The 19,433-nt window shown below is 64.5% G+C and carries 22 protein-coding genes and 1 pseudogene; 14 read left to right on the top strand and 9 right to left on the bottom strand.

Translation table 11 applies throughout. The features are described 5' to 3' along the window. Positions 1 to 65: 65 nt before the first annotated feature. The 4 genes from rpsP (at position 66) to trmD (ending at position 2,162) form a co-directional block, all read left to right on the top strand. Positions 66 to 566 (top strand): 30S ribosomal protein S16, encoded by a 501-nt coding sequence (gene rpsP, locus SROT_RS09850; RefSeq protein WP_013138880.1) that lies wholly within the window; start codon positions 66 to 68, stop codon positions 564 to 566. Continuing rightward, positions 563 to 805: an RNA-binding protein gene (locus tag SROT_RS09845; protein ID WP_013138879.1), complete on the top strand. Its 243-nt coding sequence runs from the start codon at positions 563 to 565 to the stop codon at positions 803 to 805. Before rpsP ends, SROT_RS09845 begins: the two co-directional genes overlap by 4 nt. Before the next feature lie 15 nt (positions 806 to 820). Further along, positions 821 to 1,348: a ribosome maturation factor RimM gene (gene rimM, locus SROT_RS09840; RefSeq protein WP_041407167.1), complete on the top strand. Its 528-nt coding sequence runs from the start codon at positions 821 to 823 to the stop codon at positions 1,346 to 1,348. A gap of 106 nt (positions 1,349 to 1,454) precedes the next feature. Continuing rightward, on the top strand, positions 1,455 to 2,162 hold the full coding sequence (gene trmD, locus SROT_RS09835; protein WP_013138877.1) for a tRNA (guanosine(37)-N1)-methyltransferase TrmD: 708 nt from the start codon (positions 1,455 to 1,457) through the stop codon (positions 2,160 to 2,162). Between the two features lie 14 nt (positions 2,163 to 2,176). Here trmD and SROT_RS09830 read toward each other — a convergent pair whose 3' ends face one another. Beyond that, the gene (locus SROT_RS09830; protein ID WP_013138876.1) at positions 2,177 to 3,229 is read right to left on the bottom strand and encodes a hypothetical protein; all 1,053 of its coding nucleotides are present in this window, start codon (positions 3,227 to 3,229) and stop codon (positions 2,177 to 2,179) included. A 374-nt stretch (positions 3,230 to 3,603) separates the two neighbouring features. Between SROT_RS09830 and rplS the strand changes: the two genes are divergently transcribed. The 5 genes and pseudogenes from rplS to SROT_RS17105 all read left to right on the top strand — a co-directional run. Continuing rightward, complete coding sequence (gene rplS, locus SROT_RS09825) at positions 3,604 to 3,957, top strand: 50S ribosomal protein L19 (RefSeq protein WP_013138875.1); 354 nt, start codon at positions 3,604 to 3,606, stop codon at positions 3,955 to 3,957. Continuing rightward, entirely contained in the window at positions 3,954 to 4,829 is an 876-nt protein-coding gene (lepB, locus tag SROT_RS09820; RefSeq protein ID WP_013138874.1) for a signal peptidase I, read from the top strand. Before rplS ends, lepB begins: the two co-directional genes overlap by 4 nt. Before the next feature lie 36 nt (positions 4,830 to 4,865). After that, positions 4,866 to 5,531 carry a ribonuclease HII gene (locus tag SROT_RS09815; RefSeq protein ID WP_013138873.1) on the top strand — a complete coding sequence of 222 codons (666 nt, stop codon included), beginning with the start codon at positions 4,866 to 4,868 and terminating at the stop codon, positions 5,529 to 5,531. 33 nt (positions 5,532 to 5,564) lie between these two features. Next, positions 5,565 to 5,879: a DUF2469 domain-containing protein gene (locus SROT_RS09810; RefSeq protein WP_007470795.1), complete on the top strand. Its 315-nt coding sequence runs from the start codon at positions 5,565 to 5,567 to the stop codon at positions 5,877 to 5,879. A 97-nt stretch (positions 5,880 to 5,976) separates the two neighbouring features. Then, a pseudogene (locus SROT_RS17105) lies at positions 5,977 to 6,402 on the top strand (M23 family metallopeptidase); the annotation flags it as partial. Positions 6,403 to 6,428: 26 nt separating this feature from the next. On the opposite strand, the gene SROT_RS17100 reads toward SROT_RS17105, so the two are convergent. The 3 genes from SROT_RS17100 to SROT_RS09795 all read right to left on the bottom strand — a co-directional run bounded on the left by SROT_RS17100 (position 6,429) and on the right by SROT_RS09795 (position 8,371). Continuing rightward, positions 6,429 to 6,629 carry a hypothetical protein gene (locus tag SROT_RS17100; protein ID WP_041407160.1) on the bottom strand — a complete coding sequence of 67 codons (201 nt, stop codon included), beginning with the start codon at positions 6,627 to 6,629 and terminating at the stop codon, positions 6,429 to 6,431. A 121-nt stretch (positions 6,630 to 6,750) separates the two neighbouring features. Next, positions 6,751 to 7,665 (bottom strand): tyrosine recombinase XerC, encoded by a 915-nt coding sequence (locus SROT_RS09800; RefSeq protein ID WP_013138871.1) that lies wholly within the window; start codon positions 7,663 to 7,665, stop codon positions 6,751 to 6,753. 55 nt (positions 7,666 to 7,720) lie between these two features. Then, the gene (locus SROT_RS09795; RefSeq protein ID WP_013138870.1) at positions 7,721 to 8,371 is read right to left on the bottom strand and encodes a TetR/AcrR family transcriptional regulator; all 651 of its coding nucleotides are present in this window, start codon (positions 8,369 to 8,371) and stop codon (positions 7,721 to 7,723) included. A 125-nt stretch (positions 8,372 to 8,496) separates the two neighbouring features. Here SROT_RS09795 and SROT_RS09790 point away from each other — a divergent pair, with 125 nt between their 5' ends. Beyond that, complete coding sequence (locus tag SROT_RS09790; RefSeq protein WP_013138869.1) at positions 8,497 to 9,354, top strand: metal-dependent hydrolase; 858 nt, start codon at positions 8,497 to 8,499, stop codon at positions 9,352 to 9,354. Here SROT_RS09790 and SROT_RS09785 read toward each other — a convergent pair. Beyond that, the gene (locus SROT_RS09785) at positions 9,351 to 9,935 is read right to left on the bottom strand and encodes a DNA-processing protein DprA (protein ID WP_083777865.1); all 585 of its coding nucleotides are present in this window, start codon (positions 9,933 to 9,935) and stop codon (positions 9,351 to 9,353) included. The genes SROT_RS09790 and SROT_RS09785 overlap by 4 nt on opposite strands. A gap of 2 nt (positions 9,936 to 9,937) precedes the next feature. Between SROT_RS09785 and SROT_RS09780 the strand changes: the two genes are divergently transcribed. Continuing rightward, positions 9,938 to 11,368 carry a recombinase family protein gene (locus SROT_RS09780; RefSeq protein ID WP_013138868.1) on the top strand — a complete coding sequence of 477 codons (1,431 nt, stop codon included), beginning with the start codon at positions 9,938 to 9,940 and terminating at the stop codon, positions 11,366 to 11,368. 179 nt (positions 11,369 to 11,547) lie between these two features. Here SROT_RS09780 and SROT_RS09775 read toward each other — a convergent pair whose 3' ends face one another. The 3 genes from SROT_RS09775 to SROT_RS09765 form a co-directional block, all read right to left on the bottom strand. Beyond that, on the bottom strand, positions 11,548 to 12,954 hold the full coding sequence (locus SROT_RS09775) for a replication initiator (RefSeq protein WP_013138867.1): 1,407 nt from the start codon (positions 12,952 to 12,954) through the stop codon (positions 11,548 to 11,550). Further along, the gene (locus tag SROT_RS09770; protein WP_013138866.1) at positions 12,951 to 14,342 is read right to left on the bottom strand and encodes an FtsK/SpoIIIE domain-containing protein; all 1,392 of its coding nucleotides are present in this window, start codon (positions 14,340 to 14,342) and stop codon (positions 12,951 to 12,953) included. Before SROT_RS09770 ends, SROT_RS09775 begins: the two co-directional genes overlap by 4 nt. A 114-nt stretch (positions 14,343 to 14,456) precedes the next feature. Beyond that, positions 14,457 to 14,840 (bottom strand): hypothetical protein, encoded by a 384-nt coding sequence (locus SROT_RS09765; RefSeq protein ID WP_013138865.1) that lies wholly within the window; start codon positions 14,838 to 14,840, stop codon positions 14,457 to 14,459. A gap of 240 nt (positions 14,841 to 15,080) precedes the next feature. On the opposite strand from SROT_RS09765, the gene SROT_RS09760 reads away from it, so the two are divergent. After that, entirely contained in the window at positions 15,081 to 15,953 is an 873-nt protein-coding gene (locus SROT_RS09760) for a DUF5919 domain-containing protein (protein WP_013138864.1), read from the top strand. Beyond that, the gene (locus SROT_RS09755; RefSeq protein ID WP_013138863.1) at positions 15,940 to 16,776 is read left to right on the top strand and encodes an inositol monophosphatase family protein; all 837 of its coding nucleotides are present in this window, start codon (positions 15,940 to 15,942) and stop codon (positions 16,774 to 16,776) included. The genes SROT_RS09760 and SROT_RS09755 overlap by 14 nt, the downstream gene beginning before the upstream one ends. Positions 16,777 to 17,197: 421 nt before the next feature. Here SROT_RS09755 and SROT_RS09750 read toward each other — a convergent pair whose 3' ends face one another. Then, entirely contained in the window at positions 17,198 to 18,139 is a 942-nt protein-coding gene (locus tag SROT_RS09750; RefSeq protein WP_013138862.1) for a transposase, read from the bottom strand. A 354-nt stretch (positions 18,140 to 18,493) separates the two neighbouring features. Between SROT_RS09750 and SROT_RS09745 the strand changes: the two genes are divergently transcribed. Then, a complete protein-coding gene (locus tag SROT_RS09745) occupies positions 18,494 to 19,306 on the top strand; it encodes a hypothetical protein (protein WP_013138861.1) in 813 nt (270 codons plus the stop codon). The last annotated feature ends 127 nt before the right edge of the window (positions 19,307 to 19,433 follow it).

The raw sequence follows: 19,433 nt of genomic DNA, 5'->3' as shown, positions 1-19,433 counted from the left end.
CGTCGTGTCCATAGCGCGCCCTGAAGACCCAATAACGAACGAAAAGAACTCTGCAGAGGAACCAGGTGGCAGTCAAGATCAAGCTTCAGCGGCTCGGCAAGATCCGTAGCCCGCATTACCGTGTCGTCATCGCCGACGCCCGTGCCCGCCGGGACGGCCGGGTCATCGAGACCATCGGCAAGTACCACCCCAAGGAGGAGCCGAGCTTCATCCAGATCGAGTCCGAGAGGGCGCAGTACTGGCTCGGCGTCGGCGCGCAGCCGACCGAGTCCGTCGAGGTGCTCCTGAAGATCACCGGCGACTGGCAGAAGTTCAAGGGCCTCCCCGGCGCCGAGGGCACCCTCAAGGTCGCTCCGGCCAAGCCGTCGAAGCTTGAGGTCTTCAACGCCGAGCTCGCCAAGGTGGGCGACGCGGGCCAAGGCGCTGCGACCACTCCGAAGAAGTCTCGCAAGAAGGCTGACAAAACTGATGAGCCCGCCGCCGAGGCGAAGGAAGAAGCCGCTGAGGCTCCTGCCGAAGAACCCGCGGCCGAGGCCGTTGCAGAAACCGGTGCGACAGAGCAGTGACCGACACTTTGGTGGAGGCCACCGAGCACCTCATCCGGGGCATCGTCGCCAATCCTGACGACGTGTCGGTCCGGCTTGTGGCCGGTCGTCGTGGCCGTGTTCTGGAAGTGCACGTGCATCCCGAAGATCTGGGCAAGGCCATCGGCCGAGGCGGCCGCACGGCCAGCGCCTTGCGCACAGTGGTCAACTCGATCGGCGGCCGCGGCGTGCGCGTCGACTTCGTGGATCTCGATCGCTGAGATAGGGGCTCTGGAGTGACAGAGCTGGTGGTCGGCAGGATAGCCAAGTCGCATGGTCTCACCGGCGAGGTGGCCGTCGAAATCCGCACAGACGACCCGGAGCGACGTTTCGCGCCGGGCTCCACATTGCTCCTGCGGATGCCGAAGGCAAAACAGGCGGACAAAGCGCTCCACGTGCTTTCCGCCCGGGAGCATGCGAGTCATCTGCTTGTCACTTTCGCCGAAGTCATGGACCGTGCGGCTGCCGACTCGCTCCGAGGCGCACTTTTGGTTGTGCGCACTGAGGACCTGCCGCCGAGCGAGGACCCCGACGAGTTCTACGACCATGAGTTGGTCGGTCTTCGAATCGTGGACCGCGCTGGCGGAGGGGAGCTCGGGGAAGTCGCCGACGTGGTCCACTCCGCTGGCGGGGACTGGCTGGTGGCCCGGGTCGAAGGCGGACGCGAGGTGCTGGTGCCCTTTGTTGCCGCGATCGTTGTGGAAGTTTCGCTGGCCGAGAAGACGGCGTGGGTCGAGCTGCCCGAAGGGCTGCTGGACCTTTAGAGCGGTTCTCTTCGATCCGCTTCTGCTGCGCAGGCTCGTTCCGAGTGTTTTTCTTCGCGCAGCGGAGCCTGCTGCTTTGCCGTTCATCCGATAGGATCAGCGGGCTATGAAACTCGACGTCGTCACTATCTTCCCCGAATGCTTCAGCCCATTGCGCGAAGGTTTGATCGGCAAAGCGATCGAGCGGGAGATCATCGGGCTCGACGTCCATGAATTGCGGCAATGGGCAACAGGCGCGCATAAAAGCGTGGACGACTCGCCTTATGGCGGTGGCCCAGGCATGGTGATGCGCGCCGATGTCTGGGGCCCCGCCCTGGACGCGGTCTGCCCGGACGAAGCCCTTCTTGTGGTTCCCACCCCGGCAGGCCAACCGTTCGTCCAAGCCACAGCGCGCGCATGGGCGCACGAGCAGCACTTGGTGTTCGCGTGCGGCCGATACGAGGGGATCGACCAGCGCGTGGTCCAAGACGCGCAGCGGCGGGTGCGGGTCGCGGAGGTCAGCATTGGGGACTACGTGCTGGTCGGCGGTGAAGTCGCCGTGCTCGCGATGGTGGAGGCTGTGGTCCGCCTGCTCCCCGGCGTGCTGGGGAACCCGCAGTCTCATCAAGAGGACTCGTTCTCCGAAGGACTGCTCGAAGCCCCCTGTTACACACGGCCCGAGTCGTGGCGCGGGCTGGACGTCCCCGAGGTGCTGCTTTCCGGGGACCACGGCAAAATCGCGGCGTGGCGGCGCGAACAATCCCTTCTACGCACGGCGCAGCGCCGACCAGACCTGCTCACGGTGGCGCCTGGCCGTCGTGACGACGGTGTTTGAGGCGAAGTCCGCGCTTAGGGCAGTTTGCCTTCGGGGAAGGTCCGCATCAGCGCCCCAGTCAGCGTGACTGCGGCGTGTTTCGCGGAGTCGTCGTTCGCCACTTGGGTGCTCGCGTAGCGCTGCTCGTTCACCGAGGAGCCCGTCGGCTCGATCCGCTCGATGGAGAGGGCGACGAGGATGGCGTTCCGATTGTTCGTCAGGTCGAAGGCGGTGCTCCAATGGACCCAGTGGTCTTCGACGCAGCACATTCGGGACTGTTTCACCCCGAACAGGTTCGTGCTGTCCGGGTGTTCGGCGGGAAGCGCCTGCGGGAACCCGAAGGACTGGGCGGCCCCGCATTGCTGCTTGTCCTTCTTGTCGGTCTCGTAGCAGGAGCCGGTTTGCGTGGCGTCGTAATGCTCCAAGTTCTGAACGACTTGGTTTGCCGCGTTCTTCCAGGCCGCCGCCGCATTTCTGTCGTCGTCGGAGCCGCCGTCCGGAGGAGCGGCGTTTTGTTGCGCGAGCAGCTGGTCGTAGTAGGACACGACGTCCTCCGGCGTGCTCAACGCGTTCCACCAGGTGTTGTCCGGGGCCGGGGCGGTGCTGTCGCTGAGCTTGTACCGGTCTTTGACTTCCGCGACGATGTCCGATCTGCCGTATTTCGTCCACAATCGCCACGCCGCCGCGTCGTCGGAGTTCTTCAGGATCGACTCGACGTCGGTCTTTTCGTCGGCGCTGAGCTCCACCCGGTCGGGCTCGGGTTGGTCGCCCTTGGGCTTGTTCGCCCACACCGAGTCCTCATAGAGCAGGTGATCGGCGATCCAGAGCTTGGCGAGCGACGCGACAGGGGCCTGGAGCTTGAGCGCGGCCTCTCCGTTGGACACCGTCACTGCCGGGTCTTGCGAACGATCCCGGTACGCGATCGCAACGGAAGCCCCGCGCGCGGCGGCGGCGAAGGTCGCGGAGGCAAGCCGGTCTTCGAGTTTCGTCTTGCCGTTGACCGATGCTTCGACGGCTGAGGGCAACAAGAACGGGTCTGGTTTTTCGACGAGGTCGGGGTACGGTGAGGCGAGCTTCTGGTCGCCCATGGACCGCACGGGAAGCTGAATGGTGCAGCTTGTCGCGACGGCGCAGGCGAGAGCGGTTGCGCTGACGGCGCGCCAGAACTGACCGCGCCCGAATTGACGCGCTGCGTGGTGAGCGCTCCGACCCAATCGCATGGACACCCCGATCCTCAGCTGAACGCGCGGAAACGTCTCGCAAAACCGACTATTGACTTCACGGAGTGTAGCGCAGCGATCACGCTCAGATCTGCCTGGCCGTCGATTTCGCATTCGCGCCCGCGTCTGGCACAATAGACCAGTTGCCCGACCGGGCTGGCGCGTGTCCGGAGCACACTTCGGAGAGCATGGCGCGCCACCGAAAATATGTTCCGAAATATGTTAAGGACTGCGAGAACACCATGAACAGGCTTGATTTCGTCGAGAAACCGCTGCTGCGCGACGACCTCCCGGATTTCGGACCGGGCGACACAGTCGAAGTGCACGTCAAGGTCATTGAGGGCTCCAAGGAGCGCATCCAGGTCTTCAAGGGGGCCGTCATCCGCCGCCAGGGCGGCGGGATCCGCGAGACTTTCACCGTGCGCAAGGTGTCCTTCGGCGTTGGCGTCGAGCGGACCTTCCCCGTGCACAGCGGCAACATCGCCAAGATCGATGTCGTGACTCGGGGCGACGTTCGCCGCGCGAAGCTGTACTACCTGCGCGATCTGCGCGGGAAGGCCGCGAAGATCAAGGAGAAGCGCGTCGCCGCCCGATGACCGAGGTCTCCTCTGACGGTTCTGGCGTGGACGGCGGTGCCGCTTCGCGGGGCGCGCACGGCCAGAAAAGCGACGCCGCGCACGACAAAGCCGACTCCCGCAAAGGCAAGAAGAAGCAACAGCGCGAACGCCCCTTCTGGCAAGAGACGGCCATCCTCGTCGTTCTTGTTCTCGCGATCAATTTTGTCGTTCAGACGTTCATCGCCCGTCCCTTTGTGATCCCGTCGGAGTCGATGGAGCCCACCTTGCACGGGTGCTTCGGGTGCACCGGCGACCGGGTCCTTGTGGACCGAATGGTCTACCGCTACTCAGACCCCCGCCCCGGAGACGTCGTGGTGTTCGTCTCCCCGCAAAGCTGGGTGCACAACTCGCACGACCTCCGCCGTCCCAAACGGGACGAATCCACGCTCGGAAGCGTGGTCGACGGGCTGAAATGGTTGGGCAGGCTGGTCAGGTTGCTGCCTCCGGACGAGAACTACATCGTCAAGCGGGTCGTGGCGACCGGAGGGCAGACGGTTGCGTGCGATCCGGAGCACGGCCTCACGGTGAACGGGAAACCCTTGGACGAGCCGTACCTCGACAACCAACCGATGAACGCGGCCAAAGCCTCGGGCAATATCTGCCTTTCGCCCCCCGGTGAGAGATTCGCCGAGTTCGGCCCGATCACCGTCCCGCCCGGCAAGCTCTGGGTGATGGGCGACAACCGGACCGACTCCAATGACTCCCGCGCGCACAGCTATGTCACGGAGGACGGACCGCCGAATGTGGAAAACGGAACGGTGCCAGTTGGCAACGTCGTCGGCAAGGTCCGTGTCATCATCTACCCCGTCTCTCGATGGGCTGTGGTGCACGCGCCGGAGATCCAGCGCTGAGCGATTCCGCGCCCGGATGTCTGTTAGTCTGAGACCATGTCCACGAGTTCGGGCGAATTCGCTCGACCAGCGCCTTTTCCAGCAATAAGCAAGGGATTGCATGCGTTCGAAGCCGCTTTGCGCCGTGCGGGATACACATCGGTGGCTGGTGTGGACGAAGCCGGCCGAGGAGCTTGCGCAGGGCCCCTCGTGGTGGCGAGCTGCGTGTTGAAACCACGCTCCGCTCGGGCGTTGCCTGGTCTTGACGATTCGAAGCGGCTCACCGCGCAGAAACGGGAGTGGTTGGAGCCGCGTATCCGCGAGCAGTCCCTCGGCTGGCATGTGGTGGTGATGCCGCCCGCCGAAGTCGACGCGATGGGTGTGCACCAAGCCAACCTCGAAGGCATGCGCCGTGCCGTCGCGGGCCTGGCCCAACCGCCGGACTACGTGCTCATGGACGGGTTCGACGTGCCGGGCATGCCGTCGCCCGCGCAACGGGTGGTCGGCGGAGACAGGCTTGTCGCCTGCATCGCCGCCGCGAGCGTGCTCGCCAAAGTCGCCCGCGACCGGATCATGGTGGCATTGGACCAGTCCCGCTCAGGCTACGGTTTCGCGGCCCACAAGGGCTACTGCACGGCGGCGCACATGTCGGCGTTGGCGCAGTTCGGGCCCTGCGAGCATCACAGATACTCTTACGCCCCCGTCGCCGCAGCCCGGCGATAGAATGGAACGAACCGAAGGAGCCGGAACACTTCTATGAGCACAGAAGACCTGGAGAATTACGAAACAGAGCTTGAGCTGTCGCTGTACCGCGAGTACAAGGACATCGTCGGCCAGTTCAGTTACGTCGTGGAGACCGAGCGCCGGTTCTACCTCGCGAACTCCGTCGAGGTGGTGCCGAGGAACGCGGACGGCGAGGTCTATTTCGATGTGCGGATGACCGACGCGTGGGTGTGGGACCGTTACCGCCCGTTCCGTTTCCTCAAACAGGTCCGTGTCATCACCTTCAAGGACGTGAACATCGAGGAGCTGGAGCAGCCGGACCTCCGGCTTCCGGACAATCCCGCGTGAGCGCGGCCATGCGTGGTCTGTGAGCGCGCGAAGCAATCGGTGCACAAGCACCCGAGAACGGCCATGACCTCCCTGCGGCGAGGCGCAGTCTGGAAAGATGAAGTTCGTCCAAGGGTTTCTCGTCGCGTGTTGCTGCCTCGTCGCCGATCTCGCCGCCGCGCCAGCTGTCTCCGCGCCTGCCCCGACCACGGGGTTCGTCTGGCCGCTTTCCCCGAAACCGCGCGTTGTGACGAAATTCGACCCCCCAGGCCAGCGTTGGGGCTCCGGCCACCGAGGAGTTGACCTCGCGGCGGCGGCGGGGGCCGTGGTGCGTTCGGCGGGGCGGGGCACAGTCGTGTTCGCGGGCTCGGTGAGTGGGATTGGCGTGATCGCGGTCGAGCATCCGAGCGGTTTTCGCACCACGTACGAGCCCGTGGAACCGACGGTCCGAGCAGGCGACCTTGTCGCGGCGGGCGAGCCCATCGGCCGCCTCTCGGCAGGGCATCCGGGTTGCCCAGCGGCCGCCTGTTTGCATTGGGGGCTCAAGCGCGGCCACGGCCGCCAAGACCGCTATGACGACCCGCTCGTGCTGGTGGCGGTCTTGCCGATCCGGTTGAAACCCATGGACGGGATGGTCGATTCGCCGCCGCGGCGCGTCAGCGCGTCTGGCAAATATTTCTCGGCGATCTCGCGCAAATCCTCGGCGTCAGCGGTGCCGCTCCACAGCCGCTCGACCCACGGAAGGGCGATGTCCTTCCCGTCTGCGCCCATGTCGACGCGACCTCTTCAACGCTTGGCGGCCCGAGCACGTGACTCGAAGACCAGCGGAAAAGATTTCAAAACCTTGCTCGAACCCATGCGCTTGCTCGAACCCCACGCGAATGACCGCGCGCTAGCCCCTCGGATGGGCTTGCTCGTGGACCTTTCTGAGGCGCTCCACGCTGACATGGGTGTAGATCTGCGTTGTCGCGAGGCTTGAGTGCCCCAAGATCTCTTGTACCACCCGCAGATCAGCGCCGCCTTCGAGCAAATGGGTGGCGGCGCTGTGCCGCAGCCCGTGCGGGCCGAGGCTTGGCAGTCCCGCCTCCTCGGCGACTCGTTCCTGCACCACGCGTCGGGCGGTTCGCGGGTCCAATCGTTTGCCGCGCGCGCCGAGCAGGAGCGCCGCCCCGGATCGGGGTCCGACGAGCGCAGGTCTGCCGTCGCGCAGCCATGCCGCGAGGGCGTCAGCCGCTTTCGCGCCGAACGGGACCGCCCGCTGTTTGTCGCCTTTGCCGAGCACAGTCGCCAAACGCCGGTCCTGGTCGATGTCGTCGAGGTCGAGCCCGCACAGCTCGCCGACGCGCATTCCCGTCCCGTAGAGCAGTTCCAGGATGAGCTGGTCGCGCAGCGCCAGTGGGCCCTCGCGCTGGTGCGGGGCGGGTCCGAGCGCCTGCTCGGCTTGGTCTTGGCGCAGCACATGCGGCAGTGTTCTGCGAAGCTTCGGCGTGCTCAGCCGGGCGGTCGGATCATGCTCGGCGAGACCGTTGCGCATCGCCCACTCGAAAAAGGTCTTCATGCCGGACGCGCGCCGCGCCAAGGTCGCCCGGCTTGCGCCTTCCGCTGTCATCTCTGACAACCAACCGCGCAAATCGGCTATGGTGACCGCGCCCAGCACCTCGTGCGCAGCGGTGTCGTCCTGGTCGTTCCCGTCCACCGCCGGGCCGAAGTACGCGCGCAAGTCGCCCAAGTACGCCCGAACGGTGTTCGGGGACCTTCCGCGCTCGAACCGCAGGTGCCGCTCGTACTGGGCGAGCGCTTCCGCCATAGTGGTCACCGTCGCAGTGTGCAGGGCGCAGGATCGTCCCGCAAGCGGACGCGCTTCATCGTGACCAGGCTGAGTCTTCTCGGTTGGTCGCATTTGAGTCGGGTAGATGTGGTCCGGCGAGATGCAGTCCGGGCAACTCGGCTCTGGGCCCGAGGAGCGCGTACACGGCGTCGACGGCGGCGTGTTCCACGTCTGTGGGCTTGCCGCCGTCCTCGACAGTCGAGATCACCAGTTCGTTCAGGCCGCCGAGGATGACGCGCGCCGTGTCACGGGTCACCGGCTTGACCCCGAGTTCGCGCAGCTGGGGGTTGTCAGTGAGCTTTTGGAAAACGCCGATGAGATTCTCATGGTTGCGTCGGAGCAGCTGTCGGCCGGGCTCTCCGAGGCTCGGCAGCTCCCGGATCAAGCTGACATGGGCTGCGGAGTTCGCTTCAGCGGCAATCAGCCAGGCGCGCACGCCTTGGCGTATCTGTTCGACCGGATGCGATGTCGAGCCGACCGCCTCTGTGATCAGCTCGCCGAGGCGATTGTTGATCTCGCCGAGGAATTCGAGATAGCAGGCTTCTTTGCTCTCGAAATGCTCATAGAACGTCCGTCTGGATGTGGCGGCGCGGCGGACGATTTCGGCGACGGTGGTGTTCAAGAGCCCGTGCTCGACGACGGATTGCTCAAGGGCGGCGAGGAGCCTCCGGCGGACCTCGTTCACGCCGCGTCCTCCTTATCCGCTCGGGTGTTGACGTTGATGGTGGGCAGCGGTATAGTATCAATGGTACTCGGCAGTACCATCCCGGTTTCGCAGTTCCGGGTTTCGCGATGAGGAAGGGATGTGCGATGGGCTCGACGGATGGGAAGGAGCCGGCGCCCATCAAAGTGCGTCGGATCAAATTCCAGTACCCCGCCGGTTCCTTGGAGCGCCATTATGTGCAGGGCGATCTTGTCATGAGCCACCTTGTGGCGATGCTGTCCGCAGTGTTCCCCGAAGGGGAGGAGTTTTTCATCCGGTCAGTCCGCCGCTTCGCCGACCAGATCTCCGACCCCGAACTGAAACGGCAAGTGGCCGGCTTCATCGGCCAAGAGGTCACGCATGGGCGCGAGCATCGTGAGCTCAACGACCGGCTTCAGCAGATGGGTTACCCGACGCATCATGTGGATCGGGCCGTCCGCAACGGCTTGAAGTTGTTCGAACGGTTCTTCTCTCCTCAATTCTGTCTTGCGATAACAGCCGCGCTCGAGCATTACACAGCTGTGTTCGCGGAGACCCTCCTGACTGACGCGCGGGCGCAGGAAATGCTGGGGAACACGGAGGTCCGCCGTATGTTGCTGTGGCACGCGTATGAGGAGTCCGAGCATCGGGCCGTGGCGTTCGACGTGCTGCGCTCGATTGGCACGAGCGAACGGACGCGGGTGCGAGCGATGCGCTTTGTGAACTTCAGCTTCCTCGGGACAACACTGGCGCGCACCGCCATCAGCCTTGCGATGGACCGCTCCGCCTACAACGTGCGCAGACTCGTCGCGAGCGTCGCCAAGCTACGCAACTCGCCGTTTCTCACCCGTGAGGTGATTGCGAGAATCAGGTCCTACACCCAGCACGGATTCCACCCGAACGATCAGGACAACACCGATGTCCTGCGGCGGTGGAGCGCTGAGCTGTTCGGCAGCGGCGGCGAGTTGGCGGGCAATCTTCGTTAGGCGCGAGTCCAGCCGCCATCTGCCGCCTCTTTCGCAAGCCCGCACAGTTCAAGCAGCGCAAGCTCGGCGATCACCGTGGCGACGGCCAGACCGCTGGAGCGGGATATTTCTGCGGTCGATTTTGCTTTGCGAGAGGTGAGCGCCCCATGTATCCGCCCTTGGTCCGGGGACAGGCTGTCGAGTTCTCTGGCGAGGTCCGGCTCGTCCGGCGCGAAGAGCCCAATCGGTCCGACCCGTTCGACGAGCATCTGCGCGTCCCACACGAGTTCGGCCTCGCCTGAGGCGATCAGCTTGTGGCAGCCGGCCGAGGGAAGCGCGAACACCGGGCCTGGCACCGCGAACACCGCGAGGCCAAGCTGGCGCGCCCACCCCGCAGTGTTCAAAGCGCCGCTGCGATTGCCCGCCTCCACGACAAGGACCCCGCCGGACAGGCCCGCGATCAGCCTGTTGCGCGCAAGGAACCGATGCCTCGCTGGTCGCGTCCCTGGGGGATATTCACTGATCACAGCTCCGCTGGAAGCAACCTTGCGCAAGAGTTGGACATGCCCGGCCGGATACCCGGCATTTCGGTAAGATACTATCTGTGCCGATCAGAGCTGAGTCTACCAAGCGGGCAGGTTCTTACCTGCGGATTTCGTATGACCAAGAGGGTTTGGAGCTGGGGGTAGACCGTCAGCGGGAGGACAACAGCAAGAAGGCCGCTGAGAAGGGCTGGGCGGTAGCGCGGGAGTACGTGGACAACGATTTGTCGGCGTATTCAGGTGTAGCGCGTCCCGGTTTCGAGCAGATGGTCGAGGACATCCGTGACGGGGTGATTGACGCGATTGTGGTATGGAACTTCGACCGGCTCATTCGTATTCCTTCCGAGTTGGAGACGTTGAGTAAGGTGTGCGCGGCGGCTGGTGTGCGTCAGGTGGCGACGATGACCGCCGACATCGACTTGGGGAATGACGACGGTCTTTTTATGGCGCGGATTTTCGCGGCGTGGGCGGCGAAGGAGTCGGGCAGGAAGTCGGCGCGGATCAAACGCAAGTGGGAGCAGAACGCGAAAGCCGGGTTGCCGCACGGGCCGTCGCGTCCGTTCGGGTACGAGCAGGACAAGATCACGGTTCGCGAGTCGGAGGCCCAGGTGATTCGGGAGCTGGCTAGCCGGTTCGTCGCCGGGGAGTCGGTGCGCGGGCTGGCGAACTGGCTGAACGAGACCGGCATGCCGACCGCCACGGGTAAAGCGCAGTGGACCATTTCGACGGTGCGGCGAATACTTCTCTCTCCGAGGATCGCCGGATTGCGCGAGCACTGTGGCGAGATCGTCGGAGACGCGATGTGGGAACCGATCATCGGCCTCGCGGAGCGCGAGCAGGTGTTGGCAAAATTCGCCGCGCGTGCGGTGAGCGGGCGACGCGCGCCACGGACGCACCTACTGTCCGGATTGCTGCGGTGCGGTAAGTGCGGGTACACATTGCGCTCGTCCTCGCGAACCCCTCACGACATATCTAATCGACGCAGACGATACATCTGTGTGTTGTTTCCCGCTCGTGACAGCTGTGGAAAGTTGACGGTGGTCGCAGAGCCGGTGGAGGAGCTGATCACCCGCGCGGTGCTGGACTTGCTGGACTCCCCCGAGTTGGCGAAGAAGATGGCGGGCAAGGAGAGCGAAGACGGGGAGACCGCCGCTTTGTCGGAGGCGTTGACCATGGACCAGTTGCAACTGGAGGAGCTGGCGCAGCTCTACTCGCAGCGGACGATCACGATCCGCGAGTGGATCGCGGCGCGCGACCCGATCCAGGCCCGTATCCGCGATGCCGAGCGGCGTTTGGCGCAGGCGACGCAGACGACCGCTTTGACGGGGTTCGCGGGGCGGGGCGAGGAGCTACGCGGCCAGTGGGAAGAGCTGTCCTTGGACCGCCGTTGCGCCGTTGTGAAATCCGTGCTCGACCACGCGGTAATCGCGCCGGGGGTCCGTGGCGCGCGGACGCTGGACATAGGCCGCGTGCAGCCGGTCTGGCGCGTGTGAGCGTCTGTTCTTGCGCGCAGGCTGCGATTTGCCGAACAGCGCGGCAATTTGTTGGAGAGTGCCGGGATCTGTGATCTTCATCGGTAGGCCCTGGCGCTCGCGGGAGGAGGCCAGCCACGCGCCGAACGCCTCCTCGCTCAGGCCGGGGATTATTTCGGGAGCGTCTTCCTTCTTGTCGCTCATAGCTCCCCCTGGTCCTCTCGGCTATCAAGCGCGGCGCGGGCGGCTTGGTGGTTTTCGCGTTGTTGGGCAGCTTTGGTGAGGGCGAGCACGCGGTCGCCGATGGTGGCGTGCCCGATCCGGCGCACCGCCCATGCCTTTTCTTCCGGTGCCGTGTTGTCGTCGTTGTGCTGGCTTGTGTGCCATATGGCGCGTTGCTCGCGGAGTTTGGTCATGGTGGTGGAGTAGCCGCGTGATTTGGTGGCGACGTGGCCCCGGTAGCCGAGGGTGTGCAGCCAGTCGCACATGCCCTCGTTGCCGGGCAGGACGGAGAGCGAGACGAGGGCATGGAGGATGCGGTTGACGTGCTCGCTGACCTCCAAGTGCTCGATAGAGGCCGGGGCGATCCGCACGGGGCTGATGCCGAAGTCGGCGGTGGATTTGGTGACGTATTTGGCTAGGTATCCGGCGACTTTCCGGCTGGTTGTCCCGTCAGAGTCAGGGGAGTCGGGTTCGATGTGCTGGGCGTCGGTCTGCTCTCCGAATCGGACGGCGCGACCTTTTTCTGTGCCGTCGTTCGCGGTGACCGAGACGTCTGCGGCGGCGTGTTTTACCAGTTCCGCGAGGTCGAGCGCGCTCAGCCGGGTTGTGGGAGGGCTGGGCGGCTCTCCCGGTTTCGCCGCCGCGTCGAGGCGGATCACCGCGTGCAGGTGCGGCAGGCCGCGCCGCTGGGCCTCCGCGATCTTGACGAACGTCACTTTGACGGTGCCGGGACGCTCCCCGATGTCGCGGAGCCGCCGCGCGAGGAGGCGGCGCAAGCGGATGGCGAACCTGCACCAAAGCTCGGGCAGGCACCACGAGAACAGGGCGTGCCCTGTGTGGTCGTAGCAGTGAAGGCACAACGGCTTGCCCAGTTCGGGATCGGTTTTGCCGTGCCGCCCGTCGCACCACACCGGCCGCTTGTGCTCGCACCGCCGCCGACCGGCGTAAGCGTGGTGGTGGCACTGCCCGTCCATTCTGGTGGTGTGGACTTTCCCGAAGCTCGGCGCGGTGAGCGTGGCGAACACCCGAGGGTGCGACGCCACGGTCTCAGGGATGCCGTGTCTTCCGCCGAACAGGCCCGCGTGGACGAGCTGGAACACGTCGCCCCCGTAGAGGCGGGAGCAGGACGGGCAGACCGCCGCGCGGCGGTTGTTGCACCGGGAGTACGCCGCTGATGCCTGCCCGTCCACGTCCGTGCTTGTGAGCTGGACGGGGCAGGCGCACCACCCCACCGACGAGGCGAGCGCTTCCCAGTCCCGGTAGCCGGGGGAGGCGGCGCGCTTGAGCATCTGCCCGAGCACCGCCTCCCCCTTGACCGCTCGGCGCATACCGGGCAACTCCATGCCGGCAATGTCGATCTGCGGCAGTTCGCACTTGCCGCTCATCGCCCGCCCGCCTTTCTCTTCGCGTTCTTGGTGGCGAAGGCCCGCGCCAAGCGGTCGATCATCGCGTCGGAGACATGGAACGCCCGCACCCGCACCGGCTCGGCGCGCTCCTCCTCCTGGACGTACCCGACGCCGGGGGTGGACTCCGGGATCAGATCGGCCATTGCGCCACGGTCCCGCGCGGACTGCCCGAGCACCATCGCGGCCTGTGTCGGCTCCGAGAGGCGCAACGCGATCCGTGTGGGGAAGAGCTGGCGCATGGCGAGAGTGTCTTTCGAGGGGTCTTGCGCCGCCGCGAGCACCACGACGCCTACCGCGCGGCCTTGGGTGAGGACCAACCCGAGCAGTTGCTCCATCTCGGTCTTGACCTTCCTGTCTGTCTGGTAGGCGGTCAAAGACGCCAGCTCATCGACCAAGAGCAGGATAAGCGGCTCGTCTTTCGTCGGGACGTGCTGCCGGGAGCGCCCGCGCATCCGTCCCGCTCGTTCGACCATCGTCCGGGCCGCGTCGCGCAGCAAGGCCAAGGCGCCTTCTGCGTTGTCGTGGGCGAAGCGGGCGAACATCGCCTCTCCCGCCCCGAACTCCATCCCGCCCTTCGGGTCGATCACCCACACCTGCGCCAGACCCTCCCATATCGCGGGAGAGGCGCCGACCAAGACCGACCACAGCACCGAGCCCTTCCCGGCTCCCGTGGCACCAGCCACCAGGACGTGCCGCCCGAGGACGCTCACCGTCCAGGGCTTGCCGCTCTCTGTGACGCCGACCGGGAGCACGGCGAGGTCCGGGGTTTGCTGCGGAGCGGGCACCGGGACCGGTTTCGCCAACAAGTCCGCGCGGTGGACCTGGATCAGGATTTCGCCGGGGCGCGTCGAGCGGATCAAGAGCCGGGACGCGCCGAAGGTGTGCCCCAAAGCGTCGGATTGCCGCTGCCAGTCCGCGACCGACTGCCCCGCCAACAGGCCCACCGTCAAAGTGTCCACCGTCTTCGCGATGGCGATGCGGCGCAGCTTCGGGACGATCATCTTGCCGTCGAGCTTGGCGGTGAGCCCGCTCATCTCCGTCACCACAGCCCAACGCCGCTCATAACGCGACCACTTGCGATAACGCACGACCACCGGCCACCAGATGAGCGACCGGAACGACACCGGATGCAGAACGCCCCACGCGGTGTAGGCGCACAGCAGCACCCAGGCTGTGACCGCGCCGAACTGGACACCGTATTCGAAGTCCACGACAAGCGAAAGAATCACTGGGGCGCTGATCGCGGGGAACAGCACCGCCCACTTGAGCAAATAGAAAAGAGCATGAAAAAGGGCGGTGAGCACGTCTTCGAACAGGGCGTCGCCCGCGCTTTGTTCTTTCGATTTATTATTTTGATTATTCGCCATGACAGCGACACCAATGCCTTTCGAGAAGTCGGGAAGAAAAAGAAAATTGCGGTAACCGCAGGTGCGGGGCAGCCGACCAATCAGGCACAAACGGCTGCCCCGCCCAGCAGGGAGTTACGCGGCGGGACGCTGCGGCCCGGAAGAGCCGCCGCTAGAGCTGTCTGGTTTGTTCGGGGCGATGACCCCTGCCACCGGGGCTCCGATGGACGCGACGGACTCCGCGCGGAACGCCACTCCGGAGCGGCCCTCCTGGCTCCACGGCAACGCCGTCAAGCCGTCCACTTTCACCAGGGAGCCGACCGAGACCTTCGGCTGCCCCGCCACCGTGATCGCCACGACCTCGCCCCCCGAGGCGTCCAAAGCCATCACCTGCACCTGCCACAGCGGCAACCCGGTCTCACGGTCCAAACGCGGCGCCCCGGTGTCATGCGCCACACGCTGCTCCGCAGCCCTCGTGCAGAAGAACTGCACACCCTCCGTATCAATCCGCAATCTCATTTCTTGTACCTATTCCTTTTCGTCTAGCCCATTTACTTTCGCCGGGCTTTTCTTCATCGCTTTTCAGCGAGCACCGCTCATTTTGATAGGCGCAGCAATAGGTTTATCGCTTTCCTGTTCTCATCGGAGCTTCTTTTCTTTATCTTCTCTGACTTCTCGCGCTCTTCCTTTTATCCTCATGTATCTTCTCGTCTCTTCTGTGCTAAAATTACAGGCACCACGACCGGGAAAGGGCGCCGATTGAACACACTGAAGGCTCTCCTGCGGCAGCGTCATATCCAAACACATTCCGCATTTCTGCGCGAGTACGCGAAACACGCAAGGAGAATAGGATCGCCCGACCAGGGCCCCGAGAGCGCGCAGTTCTACCGCTGGATCAACGGCACCATAAGAGGAGTCCCCCAGCCGCATCACTGCCGAGTGTTGGAAAGCATGTTCCCCGGATTTGCCGTGGACCAGTTGTTCCAGCCTCACGAGGAGGAAGCCTCCGCCGAACAGGACGCGCCCACGGACCTCGGTGCCGTTGCGCTCGCGGAAGCGACCGTCCTGGAGCGCGATAAAGCGGCGGGCTTCGTGGAGGCTTTCGTGACCCGCTCCGACTTCATGAATACCTACCCGCCGCAACACTTTTTCAACGGGGCGCAGGATATCCGCGTCGTCGGGCTCTCCCTTAACATCATCTGTCAGCAATACCCCGATAGCAGGCTCAGGCAGCGCCTCGCGAATGGCGCTACCGTCAAATGCCTCTTCATAGATCCGAAGGGCAGGCATGTCAAAGAACGAGAAGCCGAGGAGGACCACGAGGATGGCGTGCTCTCGTCGCTCACATCCCTGAACATCCAAACCCTCCAACGAGTCCGTAAGAAACTTCCAGAAGACACCCCCGGTCAGCTCTTGCTCCGGGTCTATGACGAACCGGCGCGGTTCAACGTCACCGTGATCGACAACGCCGTCTGCATCGTCCAGCACTACCTCCCGCACGCCCGAGGGCTAGAATCGCCCACGCTCGTCGTGAAAAACCTGCCCGATCGTAAGGGGCTATTCGACGCATTCTCACAAGTCTTCGACTCATTGTGGGAACGAGGAAAGGACATATCAGATGAGTGGAAATAAATCTGCTCTAGACTTAGCCCGCCTCCTAGGGGTGGCCCAAGACGCGGTAGACATAGCTCTAAACGAGCTCTGGCCAGCAAGGAATCAGTTCGTCCACGGCCATCCCGCTCACCCAAAAGGGGACAGAGATTTTGTCACAGAAGTCGACTTGCGGATACAAAAACGGGTTCACCAATATCTTAATAGCACCACCCCTCATATTGGATTTCTCGGCGAGGAATCTGTAACCGAAGCGGCTGATCCTTTACAAAATGATCTCGTTTGGACCCTAGACCCTATCGACGGAACATCAAACTTCTCACACGGACTCATGCTTTGTTCCGTGTCTTTGGCGCTCCTCCATTACGGCGAGCCCGTGGTCGGTATAACTGCTGCAAAGTCTCTTGACCTTCGATACCACGCGACAAAAGATGGCGGTGCCTTCAGGAATGGGATGCCCATACGCGTAAGCGAAACCACACAATTGAATAGTTCTCTCGTATCCACCGGAGACTACGCGGTTGGACAAGATGCCTCGGAAAAGAACTGGCAGCGCATCGCCCTTACGACGGCATTGATAGGTAAAGTTGAACGTATCAGAATGTTCGGCGCAGCAACGCTTGACCTGGCATTCGTGGCAGAAGGCAGCACCGATGCTTGCATCATGCTCTCGAACAAACCATGGGACACCGCAGCGGGCGTGCTCTTGGCCCGCGAGGCAGGCGCCCTCGTCACCGACGCGAACGGCACCGCCCATAGCTACAGCTCGACGGCCACCATCGCAGCAGCCCCAGGCATCTCCGCCGAACTTCTCGCCCTCGTCCGAAGCGCCTTCGCCAAATAGCCAGACTCAACAGCTCCGCACGCTCCCGCTCCACCTAGCGCAATGGCAAGCCGAACGACCGGCCACCGTCGATCAAAAAGTGTCCTAACTCGCATAAAGCAGATGTGATGTGCTCCGTTGGCAACCGTCGCGGCGTGTTCCTCGCCACCGTCCGCTGGCGCTCCCTGCGGCTCGGCCCCCTTGCGCCCATTGCCAACGGCCCTGACAGACTGCCTGGCTGAGCTGGTCAAACAGATCAAGCGGCGATCGTTGTCAGAATTTTCTTTACTCAGATCAAGCGGCGATCGTTGTCAGAATTTTCTTTACTCAGATCAAGCGGCGATCGTTGTCAGAATTTTCTTTACTCAGATCAAGCGGCGATCGTTGTTTATAGGGAGGGATGCTGAAAAAGGCTGACTCGGGGTGTCTGAACGGGGATGCTTCAGCGGTGTTTGCCGCGTTTGGCCCGGTGGTCGTCGTGGAGCCAGCGGACGAGTGCGCCGAGTGGTATTCGGAGCCGTGTGGCGATGTCGGGGAGAGTCTGGTTTCGGTTGACTGCCAGGCCCACGGCGAAGGCTTGTAGCTCGGCGGGGTTGCCGTGGAGTTCGTGGATACGGCGGGCGGCCCATTTTTCGACGGTGCTTGTGTGGGCTCCGGTTTGTTTCGCCGCTTGGGTTCGGCTGAGCCCGTCCTCCAGGACGAGGCGGACGGCTTCTTCGCGGACGTGCTCGGGATGGCCCTTGCTCAGGGGCAGGAGATTGTGCCGCGCTCGGTGCGCTTTGGCCCACTGTCCGACAGCAGTCTCGCTTGTGCCGGTTCGCAGGGCGGCTTGGGCGTAGGTGAGGCCGTCTTCGATGACGAGGCGGACGGCTTCTTGTTTCACTTCCGCTCGGTGGCGGGCTTTGATGGGCGGGAGCCCGCTCGCTTTGCGGTGCTCTTTGGCCCAGTGCGCGACGGTGCCAGTGGGCACGCCGACCTCGCGGGCGGCTCGGGCACTGCTGAGCCCTTGTTCGATGACCAGGCGCAGGGCCTCTTCCCTCAGCCTGTCGGGGTGGCCGCGTTCGGGCGGGGGGAGTTGGTTGTTCTTCCTGTGCTGGTTTGCCCAGTGTTGGACGACGCCGGGTTTCACGCCGAGGGTTTTCGCGGCCTCGTCCGGGGTGAGCTGGTCGTGGAAGACCAGTCGCAGCGCGGCTTGTCTGACTTTCGCGGGGTGGGGGCGTTGCGCTGGGGGTATGTCGTTCGCCAGGCGGTGCTCGTGCCACCAGGCGCGCACGGTGTTCACGTTCACGCCGATCTCCCGCGCAGCCGCTTCGGCGGTCATGCCGTGCCTGCCGATGAGGAACAGCGCCCGCGACCGCAAATACGGGGGCAGCTGTCTCGGCATGCACCGGGAGTGTAGCCGCAAGGCCGGGTTTGCGGTCCGCGCCCCGCCTGCTCTGGACGTGGGCGCGAGTTCGACGTTATGTTCGAGCGATGACGATCGCGAACCAGCACGCTGCACTGGAGGCCGTGGCGCGCTGGCTCGGACTTGAGCTCGCGGATCTCCTGCCGGGAAGCCCGGCCTGCAGGGGCTCGCGCGGATGAGTGTCGGATGCGGCCCTCCCCGAGGATGAGACTAGGATCATTGTGTCAGCAGCACCAAGCGTGAGGGAGGCGAGGACAGCGATGGGAGAGCCGGACACGGCCGAAGACGACGGCCTGCGCGCGCAGGACGGCCCGCGGCCTGGTGAGGGGGATCGTGGCTAGCCCGAATCAGCCGTTGGGCCCCGAGGAGTTGGCGGAGGTCTTCGAGGCGGCGCAGACGGCGATGGTGGAGGGCTCCGACTCGGAGGGGTGGGCGAGCGTGACGGTGCAAGGCCTCGACCGTGTGGTGGCCTCGGTGGCGTTGAAGGACGGGGCGTTCGCGCATTTCGGGCCGATGCGTTTGAGCGACAACCGACTGATTGGATCGCAAGTCCTCGCGCAGCTGATTCTGGAGGCGATCCAGAAGGCCCAGCGCGGGGCGCTTGTCCAATTGCACTCGAAGATCGTCACGCAGGCCCCGAGACCGGATCCGTGGGACGAGTACTGGTCCTTGCCGGAGCACGAGCGCCCGGATTCCTTCGAGGAGTACCTCGCGCAACGGCAGTCCTCAAGGGGCGGCGCGCTGGATCCCGAGGAGCGGATCGCCGCCGACGACGGCGCCGGGCTCTATCAGGGCTCGGTGATGCGGGTGGACCTGGACCCGAAGAAGATCCGGGCGACCCCGCCGGGAGAGCGGCACGACGAGGCGGTGGCGGCCCGCTACGACCGGCTCGCCGACGAGCTGGCGAGAGTCGCGGCGGTCCCTGAGAGCGCGGTGTTCACCGCTGCGGACGACAAAGCCAATCCCACGGCGACGGTCACGGTGGACCGGGGCGGCAACGTGGTGGAGGTGTGGTTGCACCCGGAGGTGTTCCGAAGGGTCACCTCCGACCGTCTTGGCGCGGTGATCGCCCGTTGCGCGGCGAGCGCGCACCAGGGCATGCTTGACATGCTGCTGGTCAAGATCGATGACGACCCCCAAGGTTGACGACCCCCAAGTGTCCGGCTGCGGCCTGGTGTCAAAAACTGGGGTCCTCTAGTGGAAAAGCTCTGACCGCGGTAGTATTCAAGCCTAAGGAGAGCCGACCGGTGGGAGCATCACCGTTGGTGGCGAG

The sequence above is a fragment of the Segniliparus rotundus DSM 44985 genome (assembly GCF_000092825.1).
GTDB classification, from domain to species: Bacteria; Actinomycetota; Actinomycetes; order Mycobacteriales; family Mycobacteriaceae; genus Segniliparus; species Segniliparus rotundus.
The sequence above is the reverse complement of the archived record's forward strand: the minus strand, read 5'-3'. Positions and strand labels throughout refer to the sequence as shown.